The organism is Halomonas sp. A3H3 (genome assembly GCF_000982975.1).
GTDB lineage: Bacteria > Pseudomonadota > Gammaproteobacteria > Pseudomonadales > Halomonadaceae > Vreelandella > Vreelandella titanicae.
In genome coordinates this window covers 2572058-2588063 of the sequence record NZ_HG423343.1, presented here as the reverse complement: position 1 = coordinate 2588063, position 16006 = coordinate 2572058, and the positions used below count along the sequence as shown (strand labels likewise).

Here is a 16006-nt window from a genome sequence, read left to right as displayed (position 1 = left end):
GATGCGCCAGATTGCCACTATCTTTCGTCTCGGCATCAAGGAGTTCTGGAGCCTGCTGCGAGACCCGATCATGCTGGTGCTTATCGTCTACGTGTTTAGTATCGCCGTTTATACCTCCGCCACGGCGATGCCCGAGACGCTGAACAACGCGCCTATCGCTATCGTTGATGAAGACGACTCGCCGCTCTCCGCGCGGATCACTTCGGCCTTCTACCCTCCCCAATTTGTGAAACCGACAATCATCTCGTTTCCAGAAATGGACGCAGGGCTGGATGCTGGGGACTACACCTTTGTACTGGTCGTTCCCGCCAACTTCCAGCGTGACGTACTGGCCGGACGCACGCCCGACCTCCAGCTCAATATCGACGCCACCCGCATGAGTCAGGCCTTCTCGGGCAATAACTATGTACAGCAGATCGTTATGGGCGAGATCAATGGGTTCGTCCAGCGGTACCGCGCGAGCGCCGCACCGCCTGTCGACCTGGCCCTGCGCGCACGCTTCAACCCCGGGCTGGAGCAGTTCTGGTTCGGCTCGCTAATGTCAATCATCGACAATGTCACGATGCTTTCCATCATACTCACCGGAGCCGCACTGATCCGCGAGCGTGAGCACGGCACCATCGAACACTTGCTGGTCATGCCAGTCACCCCAACGGAGATCATGCTGGCCAAGGTGTGGTCGATGGGGGCGGTCGTCTTGATCGCCGTGACACTCTCACTAACCTTCGTTGTACGGGGCCTGCTGCAAGTACCGGTAGAAGGGTCGGTCGCCCTGTTTTTGGCAGGAGCCGCCTTGCACCTGTTCGCCACCACCTCGATGGGTATCTTCCTGGCCACCCTGGCACGCAGCATGCCGCAATTTGGCATGCTGATGATCTTATTTCTAATGCCGCTTCAAATGCTTTCGGGCAGTGCTACGCCACGCGAAAGCATGCCCGAATTCGTCCAGAACATCATGCTCATCGCCCCCACTACACACTTCGTCGAGCTGAGCCAGGCCATTCTATTCCGTGGGGCCGGCATTGATGTCGTTTGGGGTCAGTTTCTGATGCTGCTGATAATTGGCAGCGTGCTATTCACCATCTCATTGACTCGCTTTCGCAAGACCATCAGCCAGATGGCCTGAGGAAAGCAGCGCCCATTCGCGCAACAAACCAGAAGGAGCACACAATGAACCACAACATCAACCTACCTCTGGCGCTTTTTCAAGCCAATCAGGATCTTTGTTATCAAACGATGGAACTGACACAGAAAAGTCAGCAAGCGTGGCACATATTCGACACTCAACCCTACGCTAAGGGCACATACATACAGCAGTCCTTTGATAAACAGAGTGCTCTGCTAATGGGCCTGTATGAAGCTCTATTAAGTTGGCAGGTTCAAACGACAAAAGCCTTGCTTGACACTACCTGTGCTAACTCTCCAGCGCTCTACTGGCTATACACCTGCACACCAGACGCCCAAGACACAGCAAAAAAAGGAGAGTGAACGGATGACAGCTCAACACACAGCACTTGTAACTGGTGGCATGGGCGGCCTCGGTGAAGCTATCGCGCGGACACTACACGATGCGGGACATCACGTCCTGGTCACTCACTCGCCCAACAATGACCATGTCCAAACGTGGCTGCAGCAGCAGGCCAGTAAGGGCTACCACTTCTCCGCCTACGCCGTCGATGTGGCCAACTTTGACGATTGTCAGCGACTGGCAAGCAATATCGAGGCCGAAGGCACCGTTGTCGACATTCTGATCAATAACGCTGGCATCACCCGCGATGCCACCTTCCGCAAACTGACAAAGGTCGACTGGGATGCGGTGATGCGTACCAATCTGGACTCGATGTTCCATATGACCCAGCCATTTTGCGACGCAATGGTCGAGCGCGGCTGGGGGCGTATCGTCAATATCTCCTCGATCAACGGTTCCAAGGGCCAGTTCGGCCAGACCAACTACGCCGCTGCCAAGGCTGGCATTCATGGCTTCACCAAGTCGCTGGCCATGGAAGTGGCGAAGCGTGGCGTTACCGTCAACACCGTCTCTCCTGGCTACCTAGAGACCAGCATGGTGATGGCGGTACCCAAGGAGGTATTGGAGTCGAAGGTGATCTCCCAGATTCCGGTTGGGCGGCTCGGCAAACCGGACGAGATAGCCACATTGATCGCCTTCATCTGTAGCGAACAAGCTGGTTTCATGACCGGCAGTAATGTGGCGATGAACGGCGGGCAGCATATGTACTAAGCGGCCCGCGTAACGGGAGGGGGACATCGCCCCTCCCACTCGGCACTATTCTCTTACAAAGGAGAAGATCCCATGGTAAAAGCGCTTAATGAACCCACCCAGCGCCCTGCTAGGTGGCCACTACTGGACATGACTCAGGGGTATGCGGCTGCCGCACTGGATTACTCGACCGATGCTTGGCAACGTGCCGTACTCTATGCTGATGTGATGCGTCAGCGTGGTGACCAGTACCGGGAGCATCTGGAAGATGACGCCCCACATGTGCTCGACTTCGCCTATGACGTCGTCGTCTCAGGTCGCGATCTACCGCGCCCAGTGAACTATGGGCTGGCGCGAATTCAAGCACTGGAAGATGTTCCCGTAGAACCTCACAAGCGGCCCTTCGTGGTGGTCGATCCGCGTGCTGGCCATGGCCCTGGGATTGGCGGTTTCAAGGCTGAGAGTGAGGTCAGTGTCGCACTTTCTGCCGGGCATCCCTGCTATTTTATCGGCTTCGGCCCCGACCCCGAGCCGGGTCAAACCGTCGAAGACGTAATGCGCGCAGAAGTCGCCTTCCTTGAGAAGGTCACCGAGCTGCATCCACACAGCGAAGGCAAGCCTGCGGTGGTCGCCAACTGCCAGGCCGGGTGGCAGATACTGATGGCCGCGGCTCTGCGTCCCGAGCTGTTTGGCCCCATCATTGTCGCTGGCACCCCAGTATCGTACTGGGCCGGCGGGCCGGGTAAGAACCCCATGCGCTACGCGGGTGGTCTGCTCGGCGGCAGTTGGGCAACTGCGCTGGCCAGCGATCTGGGCAACGGTCGCTTCGACGGTGCCCACTTGGTGCAAAACTTTGAAAGTCTCAACCCCGCCAACACCCTGTGGGGCAAACAGTACAACCTGTACGCCAATATCGATACCGAGGCGCCGCGCTACCTGGGCTTTGAGAAATACTGGGGTGGCCACGTCTTCCTCAACGCCGTCGAAATGCAGTATATCGTTGACAACCTGTTTATCGGTAACCGTCTGTCGAGCGCCGAGCTGGTCACCTCGGATGGAATCCGCCTGGACTTACGCAATATCCGCTCACCGATCGTGGTGTTCTGTTCCAATGGCGACAATATCTCCCCTCCTCCGCAGGCACTTGGCTGGATCACCGACCTCTACCGCGATGATGATGAAGTGATCAGTCACGACCAGACCATTGTCTACGCAGTACACGACAACATCGGCCACCTGGGGATCTTTGTTTCCGGCAGCGTAGGCCGCAAGGAGCACCAAAAATTCGCCAGTAACATAGACTTAATCGACGTGCTGCCCGCCGGTATCTACCAAGCAGAGATTCAGGATAAGACCGAGGACATGCCACAAGCCGAGCTGGTCGAGGGCGACTTCGTATTGTCGTTCAAGGCTCGCCGTGTCGAAGACGTCCGCGCAATCGTTCAGCCAGACGAGGAAAACGACCGAAAATTTGCAGCTGTCAACCAGGTATCACGAATTAACCTGGGGCTTTATCGTCAGTTCGTTCAGCCCTGGGTACGCTCCCGTTCCACGCCTGCATTAGCCCACTGGCTGCAGAGCGTACATCCACTGCGTATCGCCTACGAACGCTGGTCGAGCCGGCACCCCTTGGCCTCGACGGTGGCCGAGCAGGCACGCCATATTCGTGAAGCGCGTCTCCCCGTCGCCAGTGACAATCCCTTTGTGCAATGGCAGCAAGCTTACTCCGATGCCCTGGTGTCGGCGCTGGATCATTGGCGCATACAGCGTGATAACACTTACGAGCGCACATTCAACCTGATCTACGGGTCCCCCTGGATACAGGCCGTAGCTGGGCTAGCCGCCGATGACCAGCCCTCACGTCCGCATCCCGGTGTCTCACCGGAGCATCGTGCCTTCGTCGCGGAGGAGAGCAAACGCCTACGCGCAGAGATCGATCAGGGCGGCCTGCTGGAAGCCGCTATTCGTGCACTGCTCTTTGTCCGACGTTTTCAAGGTGAAGCCGATGAGCGACGGGCTAATCTCGCGGCCCAGATGCAACAGCCGGACTACCTGGCTACTTTCAACATGACCACCTTCCGCGCACTGTTTCGACGCCAAGCCAAGCTGATGCGCCTCGACCTCGATGCGACGATCGCTGCCATACCCGCATTATTGGCGGGTAGCCGCCCCCACGAGATACGGGATATGGCGAGACTTATCGAGCAGATGCTGACCGCTACCGAACCACTCCTGCCGGAAGAGCAAGCCAGCTTGGAGCAGATGCTGGCGTTATTCGCCGCAGCGGCCCACGAACAGGATTGAGAGTCGTAGCCGCAAGGTTTCACAACAACCCGATCCTCTAAGAAAGAAATTTTCAGGAATCAACTATGTACAAAAAATTGCTTGTACCCATCGACGGCAGCCGAACCTCCCTTTTGGCCTTGGCTCAGGCAAGTTCCCTGGCCAAGTTGACCGGCGCCAGCATCGAGCTACTTCATATCGTTAATGCACTGGAGTACTCCAATGGCTTCGAAAGCCCACGGGCCTATATCGAAAAAGTCAGGCCCTATTTTCTGAAAGTGGGCAATACTCTTCTCGACAGGTCACGCGGCCAGCTAGAGGCACAGGGGGTCATCGTCACTACAGTACTTCTAGAGGCCGATGGAAAGCGGGTATCGGAACTCATCGCTGACCATGCAACGACATCCTTGGCCGATCTCATTATTCTGGGCACCCATGGTCGGCGCGGAGTGCAACGCTTACTACTCGGCAGCGATGCCGAGCAAGTTGCACGTATCGCTCCCGTACCCGTTATGCTGGTCAGGGATACTCTCGGGCATGCAATTTCTCGCACTGGAGAACAAGAAGTGATAAAAAATAACGCCTTTCATACGCCCACTGATGAGTAACTTCGCTTTGTCTTATCCTGCTATTAACTCTATTCGCAAACATCGCCGTCTTCCTTCTGACGTTCGTATAGAACAAATACTCCGTGCGGCCCTGGTGGAATTTTCACAACATGGCTTCTCCTCTGCCCGTATGGAGGATATCGCCCAGCGAGCGGAGCTTTCGAAAGGTGGCCTTTATGCCCACTTTAAGAGTAAAGAGTCGATATTTGAAGCACTGCTGTTAAAGCGCCTGACACCAAGCTTCAACAATCAGCAATGGGTACTAACTGGCGGTGAGTCGCTGAATGAAGCGATAAAATCCTTTATTGACCATCTCTATGGCCAACTGAGTGACCCAGACGTCATTGCTACCTTAAAACTGCTGCTGACGGAAAGCCGACGTATTCCCCACCTTGTTGACTTTTGGCGCAGGGAGATTATCGACAAGTATCTCGCCGAGCAGCAGGCCATTTTGAAAGCAGCTGCCAATAATGGCCACCTCCGCCATAGTGCCTTCCTTGATGACGCTGCACTATTGATGGCTCCAGCGCTGTACGGTGCTGTCTGGCAAATGATTTTTGACGAAACCACCGCTACTGCCACCGTTGACTCTCTGCGACATGCTCACACGCGGATGCTGCATGAACTTTTAGCACCATGACCATCTGGCATTTTTTTCTAATCAACGACAATAAAGGCACCCTATGCCGCCATCGTTAGAGATCAACGCCTTTCTCAGTTTCACTCTGGCTATCCTATTGCTGTTCATCGGCAAAGGGCTCACCCAGCATTGGTCCTTACTACGCCGCTACAGCATTCCCGAACCGGTGGTCGGCGGTGCGTTATGCGCGGCCATCGTCTGTCTTCTATATTACGTTTTCGATATTAGTGTTTTCTTTGAGCTTAGTGCGCGTGACATGCTCTTGCTGTATTTCTTCGCCGCCATCGGCTTGAACTCCCAGATCAGTAGCTTGATCAAGGGTGGGCGCCCATTGATGATACTGCTGGCATTAGCCAGTGGTTTCATCGTGCTGCAGAACTTCACTGGCATGGCCATCGCTACCGGCTTTGGTATGGATGCCCGTGCGGGACTAATGGTTGGCTCAATCTCACTGACTGGCGGTGTTGGCACCACTATGGCCTGGACACCTCACTTCGTTGAGGAACTCGGCATCATCAATGCCGGTGAGCTTGGTTTGGCCGCCAATATGATTGGGTTGATAGCGGCCTGCCTGATTGGCGGTCCAATTGCCGGATTCCTTATACGCAGACATAACACCCGCCCTTCCGGCGACGCCGAGCTAGAAATCAGCACTCTACACAAAGATGAGCCATTACTGCGACTCGATTATCATGGCGTGCTGCTAGCCCTCTTCTGGCTCAATCTAACCCTAATGCTAGGACAAGGATTGACTGCACTTATCAGCATGAGTGGCCTGAAGCTACCAAACTTCGTGGGCTGCCTGCTGGCAGGCATCATGTTGCGCAGCTTATGCGATTTAATCACCCATGAAGGCAGAGGTCGATTGTGGAACTGGCCGAGTATGCAGCCCGGCGTCGCCCTGATCTCAGACATGAGCCTTGGACTGTTCCTGACCATGGCGCTAATGGGGCTGCAACTTTGGGAGCTACAAGGCGTTTTGGGCTTCATCGCTACCTCCCTGACCATACAGATATCACTAACTATCACGTTCGTGATCTTTGTCGTGCACCGTGTCATGGGGAAAGACTACGAGGCATCCGTAATGTGCGCCGGTTTCGGCGGTATCGTACTCGGCTCCACCGCCACGGCTATCGCAAATATGACCGCAGTCACACGTCAGTACGGTGCGGCACCGAATGCCTTCATCGTCGTGCCACTAGTGTGTGGGTTCTTCATTGATCTAGTCAATGCGCTAATCATCGGCACCATGGCGGGATGAAGAGAAACCCATACACTTAAAATTAAGAAGGTGTCATTGTGAACCCAGCTAGGCTTTTCATCATAATCCTACTGTTTACCATGCTATCGAGCGGTTGCGCCATGGTCGGCGTCTCTTCGCTCACTCCTGGTGAGTACATTGCACTTAAGCGTGGGGATCTACTTACCACGGGCGAGCTGAGCGCAGCCACGCAGGAAACTATTCATGTTATCGGTCTGGACGAAGGCCCATGCCGTGAGCCCTCCCAAAATTGTGCCGTTGCCTTAACCAATGCGCTTGGCATAGATGATGAACGGCGGCTTTCAGCACTTGCAGAGCTGTGGCTTCAAGTGGCGATGTCGCGAGCAGGAGCATCAAGCAGTACTCCTCGCTCTGAGACTGACATTAACGCTTGGATAGAGGTTGCCAGATATGCCTATGCCTACCTATTCTTCACTGAACGATCACCTGGGGAACGCGCCTTTGAAGATCGTCAGATTCAGGTACGGGACTACTATAATTATGCAGTTCAACAAGTTATTTCCGGGCTGTTTCAACAGAATATCGCAGCTGCCGAAAGCAGCACTAGCCTCTCTGCTTATGACACGCCTACTCTTACTGGTTGGAATATTACCACCGACATAACCGGGCTCCATTTCGCCGACGAGAACGATGTGCCCGAGGAGCTTATCCCAGCATCTTCACTGGTATTTTCCGGTTTGCGCAGCACGTATCGACGTGACGGTTTTGGTGCCGAACTGGTAGCAGTAATGGACGATAGCCTTGCGCTTCATCGTGCTAGAGTCTATAGCGAAATGCCTTTTCCGGCACTTACCGCACTGCTCCATTTTCCCGGCGAAGACCTCGCTCATGTGCTATCCACCCAAGCACTTGAAGTGATCGTACGCGACCCCTATCAAGACGCTAGCATCGAGTTACATGGGCACGAAATTCCTTTAGCCGCGAACTTCACTGCAGGCTATGGCCTGTGGTTAGCGAACTCCGACTTCGCACGTCAGGCCCTCCGTTCCTTGCGAGGCCAAAGGCAGGGTATAAATCGACCGCATATCTATATGATGCAGCCCTTCGATCCTGAACGGCGTGTCATACTTATGCTGCATGGTCTTGGCAGCAGCCCTGAAGCCTGGGTTAATGTTGCCAATGAAGTTCTGGGCGATGAAACCTTGCGGCAAAATTTTCAAATATGGCAAGTCTACTATCCCACCAATATGCCACTCGCCCTGAATCATGCGAGGATCCGTAGTACCGTTGCCGAGACCCTGCAGCAGTTTGACCCAACCTCCGAAACGCTTGCTTCACAAGGTATCGTTTTGATTGGACACAGTATGGGAGGCGTTTTGGCGCGTCTTATGGTCTCCTCTAGCGGAGACAGTCTGTGGAAATTAGTGGAAAGTCACGACCTTTCCCAGGAGCAGCTGACGCTCGTCCAGGAACACCTAGATCCCTTACTCCATTTCGAACCGCTGCCCGAGGTTCATCGTGCGATCTTCATTGCTGCTCCGCATCGAGGTACGCCAGTTGCGGGCCATCGCCTAGGGAGAGCAATGGCCCGTCTTGTGCGACTGCCGCTAACCTTACTGGAAGAATTCGATGATGTTATTAAGACGTTGGCCAATACCGAAAGGCAGTCAGACGGGGGCCGACTTCGCCTCCCCAACAGTATCGATAACTTGAGTGAGTCAGACCCTTTCGTTAGAGCAATCAGCAACCTGCCTATTTCTCCCCAGGTTCAATACCATTCGATTATTGCCCAACGAAACGCCAACACCCTCTTGATAGCCTCAGATGATGGGCTAGTGCCATACACCAGTGCGCACTTAGCTGGAGCTTCTTCTGAAAAAGTGCTTATTTCCGGACATAGCGTCCAGGAAAATGCACAAGCTATTTTGGAAATCAGACGTATTCTGCACGAAGATCTAGCCAACACTTATTAACGGGAGCCAATGGCTTCTTGTCGACAGGAGGCCAACACAATCGATATCACTCTTCCTGCTGCATCGCCAGTTCGACGGCATCGCGGGGGTCTTCCCAGCCTCCACCTAGCGCCTTAAACAGGGTCGCAGTCGCTGTTAGGCGATCGCGCATCGCTTCAGCCAGCTCCAGTTCAGCCGAATGCTGTGCTCTCTGGGCATCCAGGACTTCGATGAAGCTCGTCATACCTTCACGATAGCGGATTTTGGCCAAATCGTAGGTATGGCTAATCGCCTCAACCTGTTTGTGTATCGTATCAATCCGCTCACCACTGGTGTCGTAAGTTACTAGTGCATCACGCACCTCATTGAATGCAGTATTGACTGTAGCGCGATACTGAGTATTCGCCTGCTCGGCTTGTGCCTCAGCAGTCTCAACCTGCGCTCGCGCCCGCCCAAAGTCGAAGAGTGGCCCGGCGATGGAAGCGCCTAGCCCCCAAGTTTCGGCTGAGGAGGTGAACAGATCAGTGGTGTCCGCCGTACTACTCCCCAGAAATGCAGAGAGATTGAGTGATGGCAGCCTGCTCGCCTCAGCCGAGCCTATCCGGGCATTCGCCGCGATCATGGTGGCCTCAGCCGCTCGAATGTCCGGGCGACGCTGCAGCAGGTCGGAGGGCAGTACCGACGGCATCCCACTTGGCAAGACTATCTCATCCAACTGCGAATCACCAAAATCGAGTTCGGCGAATAACTCAGCAGGCGACTTACCGACCAGAATGGCAAGGGCCCCCTCAAGTAAGCGAACCCGCTGTCTCAGGCCAGGCAGTTCAGCACGTGAGGTTTCCAGCTCAGATTGGGCCTGACGCAGTGCCAGTTCATCGGTATCGCCCAGATCAAAGCGTAATTGCTCAAGACGATACGATTCTGCTTGTGAAGCAAGCGTATTTTCGGTAATCCGGTACTGAGCTTCTGCGCTTCTCAGATTGAAATAAGTAGATACGACATCGGTTATGATACCGATACGCGCGGCGTCGTGAGCAAAAGCACTCTCCTCAAGCATAGCCTCCGCCGCTTCACGCTCCCGCGCCAGCCTGCCCCACAGATCCACTTCATACTCTAAAACGCCGGTGATCGAAAACATGTTGTTAGTCGATTCTATCAAATCACGGATCGGCTCCATGTCTCCATTACCAGGCAGCATCGCTCCAGGGGTGCGTTCGCGCGAAGCCTCAGCCTGAAGCGCTACCGTAGGAAATTGTTCAGCACGTGACATACCTAGTTGAGCACGGGCCTCTTGAATACGTTGAAGCTGAAGCCTTAACTCGAGATTCTCGCTAGTAGCTTGCTTAACCAATGCGTCAAGTTTAGGGTCTTGAAACTGGCGCCACCAGTCACTCCAATCATGATGCTGCTTGTCACTCAAGAACACATGCTCAGGCCACTCTTCAGGCAGAGCAATATCAGGTGCCTGATACTCCGGCCCCATGGCACAGCCTGACAGGATTGCGCCAACTAGCAGCGGCGTAAGCAATCCCTTGAAAACAACATTAGGCTCTTCCTTAAACGTTAAAAACATGCTCTAACCTCTTATATTTCTAGTCATTGATAGCACTGGAATCATAACTCTTGATGCTTGAAGCGGTACTGCTTTGGAGTCATCCCAAACCATTGATGGCTGGCCCGATAAAAGCTACTAATCTCAACAAATCCAAGACTCCAGGAGATCTCCTTCATGTTCTTCTTGGAGTAGAGCAAATATTGCTTGGCTTGCTGTTTACGTACATCATCAAGTATCTCTTTGAAACTAGTTTCTTGTACTTCAAGTTCACGTTGTAAGGTTCGCTTACTCACACTTAACCGAATAGCCAAATCCCCCAGGCTAAGAGCTCGGCCTGAAAGTGACTCACTAATTAACTGCCTAATATAATCAACACTTTTTACTGAATTAAAATTTTCAAGCATTGCCTCTGCAATATCTACATGAACGCGGTCAAGATTAGGGTTGAAAGAACGCAGTGGTTTGGAAAGCGTGTCAGCATCAAATAAAATTGAAAAAAAAGGCATCTCAAAATTAATGTTTTTGAAAAACAATGTCCCTTCTTCATAACTATTTGGCCTACCGTACATTACGTTAAGCTCATGTGTAATCGGATAGCTCCCCAGTAATACCTTACAAAAGCTCAAAAACCCCTTAATTCCTGCCATCATGTAATCGAAAGGATAACGCTCAACCGAACCGATCCTGGCCGATAATCTTAAATTCCCCTCTTCCCGCTCGGCCCACACCTCTAGTTCATCATCGAGGAGAACAGAATACCTTTCCAAACGTTGCAACGCCTGCTTGAAATTTGAGCAAGACATCATAGTGTAGCCGACTATGCCCAAGAAACCGGCATCGAGATACTCATCGCACTGTAAACCCAAACTAATCATCTTCGATTCTGCTGAAGCAAGTGAGAATAGACGAAAGAGAACGGCCTTGGGGATACGGCCATTCGGGTCATCAAGCTCGGCCATGTTAAGACCCACCGAATAACATAGACGCTTCTCGTCCAACCCCACCTTTCGGATCACATCGATCTTATATCTCGCCACCGACGCAGCAATAGTCCCCTTTTCGATTGCATTCGTGGAGGGAGTTTTTGCCATTTTAGTCATAAGCCTCCTCTTTCCTGTCGCAGAAAGCCAACATGCTGTCGCCCTAGGCCACTAGAAGTTCAGCGGTAAATATTCCACCATTACCGATTAAATAATACTCAAATCAACCATCACCATATAACCCAGCATTGTAAACAGCAATTCAAATAGGAATAAAGCATACATGAAAAAATAAACACATTAAAAACCCCGGGCTCATAGAGTCATAATAAATGCCCTCATACTTAAAACAAACATCATCGCCTATAAACTTCACTCGGCCATTACATCAAGAAAGGGCTTTAATGAGACCAAAAAAAACATTTATATTTATTTTTTCAGTATTATTAACTGGTTGTAGCAGTGACGAAAAAGAGCGTGAAGTGAGCCCGCGAGTGGTCAAAGTTATAGAAACTAACCAGCAAAGTGATATCATAAGTCGCCGTTTCGTAGGCCGAGTCGATGCCCTGAATACTGTCGATCTTTCATTTCAAGTGGGTGGTCGTCTGTCTGAATTTCCAGCAATTCAAGGTGGCGTTATTCCTGAGGGCGAGTTGGTAGCTCGCCTCGAACAAACCGACTATGCATTAGCGTTAAGAAAAGCGGAAGCGGAAAGCAACCTCGCTAGACGCGACATGCAACGCAAGCGAAACCTTCTGGCGCACAACGCTGTTTCTCAGTCCGTGTTCGATGAAGCTCAAACCAACTTTGAACTGTCGGAAGTTCAGTTGGAAAGTGCTAGGCAGGATCTCTCGTATACTACCATTAGGGCACCCTTCGATGCGTTGGTGACTCGCCGCCTAACGGACCTACACAGCAACATTCAGCCTAATGAACAGGTGGTCAGGGTACAGGATGTTACCGAGCTCCGAATCAGAATGAGTGCGCCGGAAGCTTTGATCCAGTATGTCGCCAACTCTGATCGTTTCGAGATCGAAGCCGAACTGTTAGCCATGCCCGGCCATCGCATCCCTCTTGAATATCGCGAACATGTCACCGAGCCCGATGAAGTTGCGCAAACCTATGAAGTAGAGTTTGCTCTCATCGACGATACTCCCTTAGTCGCCCTGCCCGGCATGACCGCGACGGTGTTCATTTCCCTGGCCGATGATGTCATGCCTCCTGTCATCATGATTCCCGTCAGCGCGGTCGCCAAGGATGAGGCCGGCAACTTTCATGTCTGGCGCTACAACACCGACGAAAAGACCGTAACCTCCCAGCAGGTGGCATTAGGCGAGATCAGTGGCGATAGCGTGCCTGTCATTTCCGGACTGGAACGAGGTACTACCATCGTGGTCGCCGGTTTGCACTTGTTGCGTGACGGCATGCCGGTTCAGCCACTGGAACAGGCACTATAGAGAGCTTGTCATGAATATTACAAGATCATCCATTGAGCGACCACTCAATACTTGGCTTATCATCATTATCTGTTTCTTTGGCGGGATTTGGGGGTTCAATACGTTAGGTAAACTGGAGGATCCCGCCTTCACGATTCCCAATGCCATCATCAACACTGAGTATCCTGGCGCCACAGCGCAGGAGGTGGAGGAGGAGATCACAGAGCGCCTGGAACGAGCAATACAGGAGTTACCTCAAGTCGATATTATCGAGTCTCTATCACTACCGGGAAGATCGGAAATTGAAGTGGAGATTGCCGATACCTATGGCAGCAATCAGCTTCCCCAGATCTGGGACGAACTGAGAAGGAAGGTCAACGATACTCAGGGGACACTGCCTGAAGGCGCTTCCCCCTCCCAGGTCAATGATGACTTTGGCGAGGTTTATGGGTTGTTCTATGCAGTAACAGCTGAAGGCTATTCAACTAACGAAATTCGGAAGATATCCACCTTTTTGCAACGAGAATTATTAAGCGTATCCGGTGTATCTCGTGTTGCGACAGCTGGCGAACGTGAGGAGACTATTTATATAGAAATTCCCAATGAACGCCTAACAACGCTGGGCATTCCCATCGAACAAGTGCTTAACACTATTCAGACTGAAAATACGGTTGAAAGTGCAGGATCTCTGCGAGTAGGTGATAGCCATGTCAGGATAGTGGCAAGAACCCAGATTGACAGTGTCGAGAATATCGAATCAATCCGCATCGGGCGTCCCGGCTCCACCGAACAGGTGTCACTGGCCGACATCGCACATGTCTATCGCACGACCACAGAGATTCCCAATCACCTCATCCGCCACAACCGGCAGGATGCTTTCACCCTTGCGATTGCCGGCATTGAGACCGAGAATATCATCGAGGTGGGCAAAGCAGTCGAAGCCCATTTGGCATCGCTCGAGGGCCGCATCCCACTGGGGGTGGAGCTGCATCCCATCTACGAGCAGCACCGGGTCGTGGATGATGCCATCAACGATTTCCTGATCAACCTAGCAATGTCGGTGGCCATCGTCATTATCGTGCTGTGCCTCTTCATGGGCTGGCGGATCGGTGTCGTAGTGGGCGCCACACTGCTGCTGACCGTACTGGGCACCCTACTATTTATGGCCATCTTGAATATCGAGATGGAGCGCATCTCGCTTGGCGCGCTCATTATCGCCATGGGCATGCTAGTCGACAACGCCATCGTAGTCGCCGAGGGGATGGTAATCAATATCAAACGTGGCCAGAGCGCAACGGATGCTGCCAGCGCCTCGGCCAAGCGCACTCAGATTCCGTTGCTCGGGGCCACCGTCATTGGGATCATGGCATTCGCCGGGATCGGCCTCTCCGACGATGTAACAGGTGAATTTTTGTTCTCTCTGTTCATGGTCATCATGATCTCATTATTGCTGAGCTGGTTGCTTGCCATCACGGTAACGCCGCTGTTGGGTTATTATCTGCTGAAGAATATCAAGGGTGACGATAAGGATCCATACGCTGGCTTTCTCTATCGTGCTTATCAGAAACTACTGACCCTTGCGTTGCGTGTCAGGCTCATAACCGTTGCTTTGCTGGTTGCCATCACCGCACTATGTATCTGGGGGTTCGGACTGATTCCCCAGGCCTTCTTCCCCAACTCCAACACCCCCATCTTCTATGTCAACTACTCGCTTCAACACGGCACAGACATTCGTGCCACAGAACGCGACGCCAAGGAGATAGATCGCTACCTGATGGAGAAAGAGGGTGTCGAGTCGGTCACATCCTTTATTGGCCGTGGTGCCTCGCGCTTCATGCTGACCTATGCCCCTGAGCAGCCCGCCCCCTCCTATGCGCAGTTCATCATTCGAGCCCAGGACTTGGAGACCATCGATGCACTGGATCCGGAAATCTACCGTGAACTGAGCGAAGCCTATTCACAAGCCGAGGTGCGCACCCAGCGACTGCAATTCGGCCCCGGGGATGGGGCAGATGTAGAAGCGAGGTTCCAGGGTAGCGACCCTGCCGTTCTGCGTCGGCTTGCCGAAGAGGCGGAGCATCTGATGCTGGAAAATCCCATGCTCATCGATGTGAGGCATGACTGGCGACAGCAGGAATTGATGGTGGTGCCGATTATCAACGAGGAGCGAGCAAGGATCGCTGGCGTCAATCGTGACGAGATCGCCCAGACATTGCAGTTCTCCTCCTCGGGCACGCAAGCCGGCACTTACCGCGAAGGTGACAACTTCATCCCGGTGGTCGCGCGCCCGCCCGCCAACGAGCGCGACAATGTCGACCTGCTGTCGGATCGTCTGGTGTGGAGCAATGCCGAGCAAACGTTCATTCCAATCAGCCAGATCGTCGACGCCTTCGAGACGCGAAGCGAAGAGAGCTTGATTTCACGTCGTAACCGAGTCCGCACACTTACCGTGCTAGCAGACACGGCCGATGGTTATACTGCCAATGAAGCCTTCCAGTCGATACGCAGCAATCTCGAAGCGATCGAGTTGCCGCCTGGTTACTCCTTCCAATGGGGAGGGGAATATGAAAATTCAGGTGATGCTCAGGCCGCTTTATTTAAACAAATACCCATCAGCGTACTAATCATGCTGTTGATCTCGATCCTGCTGTTCGGGAAGCTTAAGCAACCGCTGATCATTTGGCTGGTGGTACCTATGTCGGTATGCGGTGTGGTGATTGGGCTTTTGCTCACTGGGTTGCCATTCTCATTTACTGCGCTACTAGGCATGCTGAGTCTATCGGGGATGCTCATGAAAAATGCCATCGTGCTGGTCGATGAAATTGATGATCAGATCGACACCGATAAAGAAGCAATTAGAGCTCTTGTTGATGCGAGTGTAAGCCGTCTTCGCCCGGTGCTGTTGGCCGCTGGCACCACGATTCTCGGCATGCTCCCACTTTTGACGGATGCCTTCTTCAATAGCATGGCAGTCACTATCATGGGTGGGTTAGCCTTTGCATCGATCCTGACGCTGATTGCGGTGCCTGTGCTCTACTCACTGTTCTTTAAGATTCGTTACGACAAGGACAAGCTGGCGCATGAGCCCAACAAGGCATAGCCTTTTATAAAC

The 16006-nt window shown here is 52.9% G+C and carries 12 protein-coding genes; 10 read left to right on the top strand and 2 right to left on the bottom strand.

Translation table 11 applies throughout. The features are described from left to right. The first annotated feature begins 1 nt into the window (after nucleotide 1). The 8 genes from HALA3H3_RS11505 (at nucleotide 2) to HALA3H3_RS11470 (ending at nucleotide 8944) form a co-directional block, all read left to right on the top strand. Nucleotides 2-1126, top strand: coding sequence for an ABC transporter permease (locus tag HALA3H3_RS11505; protein WP_022521713.1), 1125 nt, complete (start codon nucleotides 2-4; stop codon nucleotides 1124-1126). Between the two features lie 44 nt (nucleotides 1127-1170). After that, entirely contained in the window at nucleotides 1171-1488 is a 318-nt protein-coding gene (locus HALA3H3_RS11500; RefSeq protein ID WP_022521712.1) for a hypothetical protein, read from the top strand. 4 nt (nucleotides 1489-1492) lie between these two features. Further along, nucleotides 1493-2239: an acetoacetyl-CoA reductase gene (phbB, locus tag HALA3H3_RS11495; RefSeq protein ID WP_022521710.1), complete on the top strand. Its 747-nt coding sequence runs from the start codon at nucleotides 1493-1495 to the stop codon at nucleotides 2237-2239. A 72-nt stretch (nucleotides 2240-2311) separates the two neighbouring features. Next, nucleotides 2312-4522, top strand: coding sequence for a DUF3141 domain-containing protein (locus HALA3H3_RS11490; protein WP_022521709.1), 2211 nt, complete (start codon nucleotides 2312-2314; stop codon nucleotides 4520-4522). A gap of 65 nt (nucleotides 4523-4587) precedes the next feature. Continuing rightward, nucleotides 4588-5109, top strand: coding sequence for a universal stress protein (locus HALA3H3_RS11485; protein ID WP_022521708.1), 522 nt, complete (start codon nucleotides 4588-4590; stop codon nucleotides 5107-5109). Between the two features lie 7 nt (nucleotides 5110-5116). Continuing rightward, nucleotides 5117-5749 carry a TetR/AcrR family transcriptional regulator gene (locus HALA3H3_RS11480; RefSeq protein ID WP_158414242.1) on the top strand — a complete coding sequence of 211 codons (633 nt, stop codon included), beginning with the start codon at nucleotides 5117-5119 and terminating at the stop codon, nucleotides 5747-5749. Between the two features lie 43 nt (nucleotides 5750-5792). Continuing rightward, nucleotides 5793-7010 carry a sodium/glutamate symporter gene (gene gltS / locus HALA3H3_RS11475; protein ID WP_022521706.1) on the top strand — a complete coding sequence of 406 codons (1218 nt, stop codon included), beginning with the start codon at nucleotides 5793-5795 and terminating at the stop codon, nucleotides 7008-7010. Between the two features lie 38 nt (nucleotides 7011-7048). Further along, the gene (locus HALA3H3_RS11470; RefSeq protein WP_238326083.1) at nucleotides 7049-8944 is read left to right on the top strand and encodes an esterase/lipase family protein; all 1896 of its coding nucleotides are present in this window, start codon (nucleotides 7049-7051) and stop codon (nucleotides 8942-8944) included. Nucleotides 8945-8990: 46 nt separating this feature from the next. Here HALA3H3_RS11470 and HALA3H3_RS11465 read toward each other — a convergent pair whose 3' ends face one another. Beyond that, nucleotides 8991-10496: an efflux transporter outer membrane subunit gene (locus HALA3H3_RS11465; RefSeq protein WP_022521704.1), complete on the bottom strand. Its 1506-nt coding sequence runs from the start codon at nucleotides 10494-10496 to the stop codon at nucleotides 8991-8993. 41 nt (nucleotides 10497-10537) lie between these two features. Next, a complete protein-coding gene (locus HALA3H3_RS11460; RefSeq protein ID WP_022521703.1) occupies nucleotides 10538-11578 on the bottom strand; it encodes an AraC family transcriptional regulator in 1041 nt (346 codons plus the stop codon). A gap of 284 nt (nucleotides 11579-11862) precedes the next feature. Here HALA3H3_RS11460 and HALA3H3_RS11455 point away from each other — a divergent pair, with 284 nt between their 5' ends. Continuing rightward, nucleotides 11863-12915, top strand: a complete 1053-nt coding sequence (locus HALA3H3_RS11455; protein WP_022521702.1) for an efflux RND transporter periplasmic adaptor subunit — start codon at nucleotides 11863-11865, stop codon at nucleotides 12913-12915. A 10-nt stretch (nucleotides 12916-12925) separates the two neighbouring features. Beyond that, entirely contained in the window at nucleotides 12926-15994 is a 3069-nt protein-coding gene (locus tag HALA3H3_RS11450; protein WP_022521701.1) for an efflux RND transporter permease subunit, read from the top strand. The last annotated feature ends 12 nt before the right edge of the window (nucleotides 15995-16006 follow it).

Coding starts and splice junctions, on each gene's coding strand:
- HALA3H3_RS11505 (WP_022521713.1), top strand. CDS start 2: ATGCGCCAGATTGCCACTATCTTTCGTCTCGGCATCAAGGAGTTCTGG.
- HALA3H3_RS11500 (WP_022521712.1), top strand. CDS start 1,171: ATGAACCACAACATCAACCTACCTCTGGCGCTTTTTCAAGCCAATCAG.
- phbB (WP_022521710.1), top strand. CDS start 1,493: ATGACAGCTCAACACACAGCACTTGTAACTGGTGGCATGGGCGGCCTC.
- HALA3H3_RS11490 (WP_022521709.1), top strand. CDS start 2,312: ATGGTAAAAGCGCTTAATGAACCCACCCAGCGCCCTGCTAGGTGGCCA.
- HALA3H3_RS11485 (WP_022521708.1), top strand. CDS start 4,588: ATGTACAAAAAATTGCTTGTACCCATCGACGGCAGCCGAACCTCCCTT.
- gltS (WP_022521706.1), top strand. CDS start 5,793: ATGCCGCCATCGTTAGAGATCAACGCCTTTCTCAGTTTCACTCTGGCT.
- HALA3H3_RS11465 (WP_022521704.1), bottom strand. CDS start 10,496: ATGTTTTTAACGTTTAAGGAAGAGCCTAATGTTGTTTTCAAGGGATTG.
- HALA3H3_RS11460 (WP_022521703.1), bottom strand. CDS start 11,578: ATGACTAAAATGGCAAAAACTCCCTCCACGAATGCAATCGAAAAGGGG.
- HALA3H3_RS11455 (WP_022521702.1), top strand. CDS start 11,863: ATGAGACCAAAAAAAACATTTATATTTATTTTTTCAGTATTATTAACT.
- HALA3H3_RS11450 (WP_022521701.1), top strand. CDS start 12,926: ATGAATATTACAAGATCATCCATTGAGCGACCACTCAATACTTGGCTT.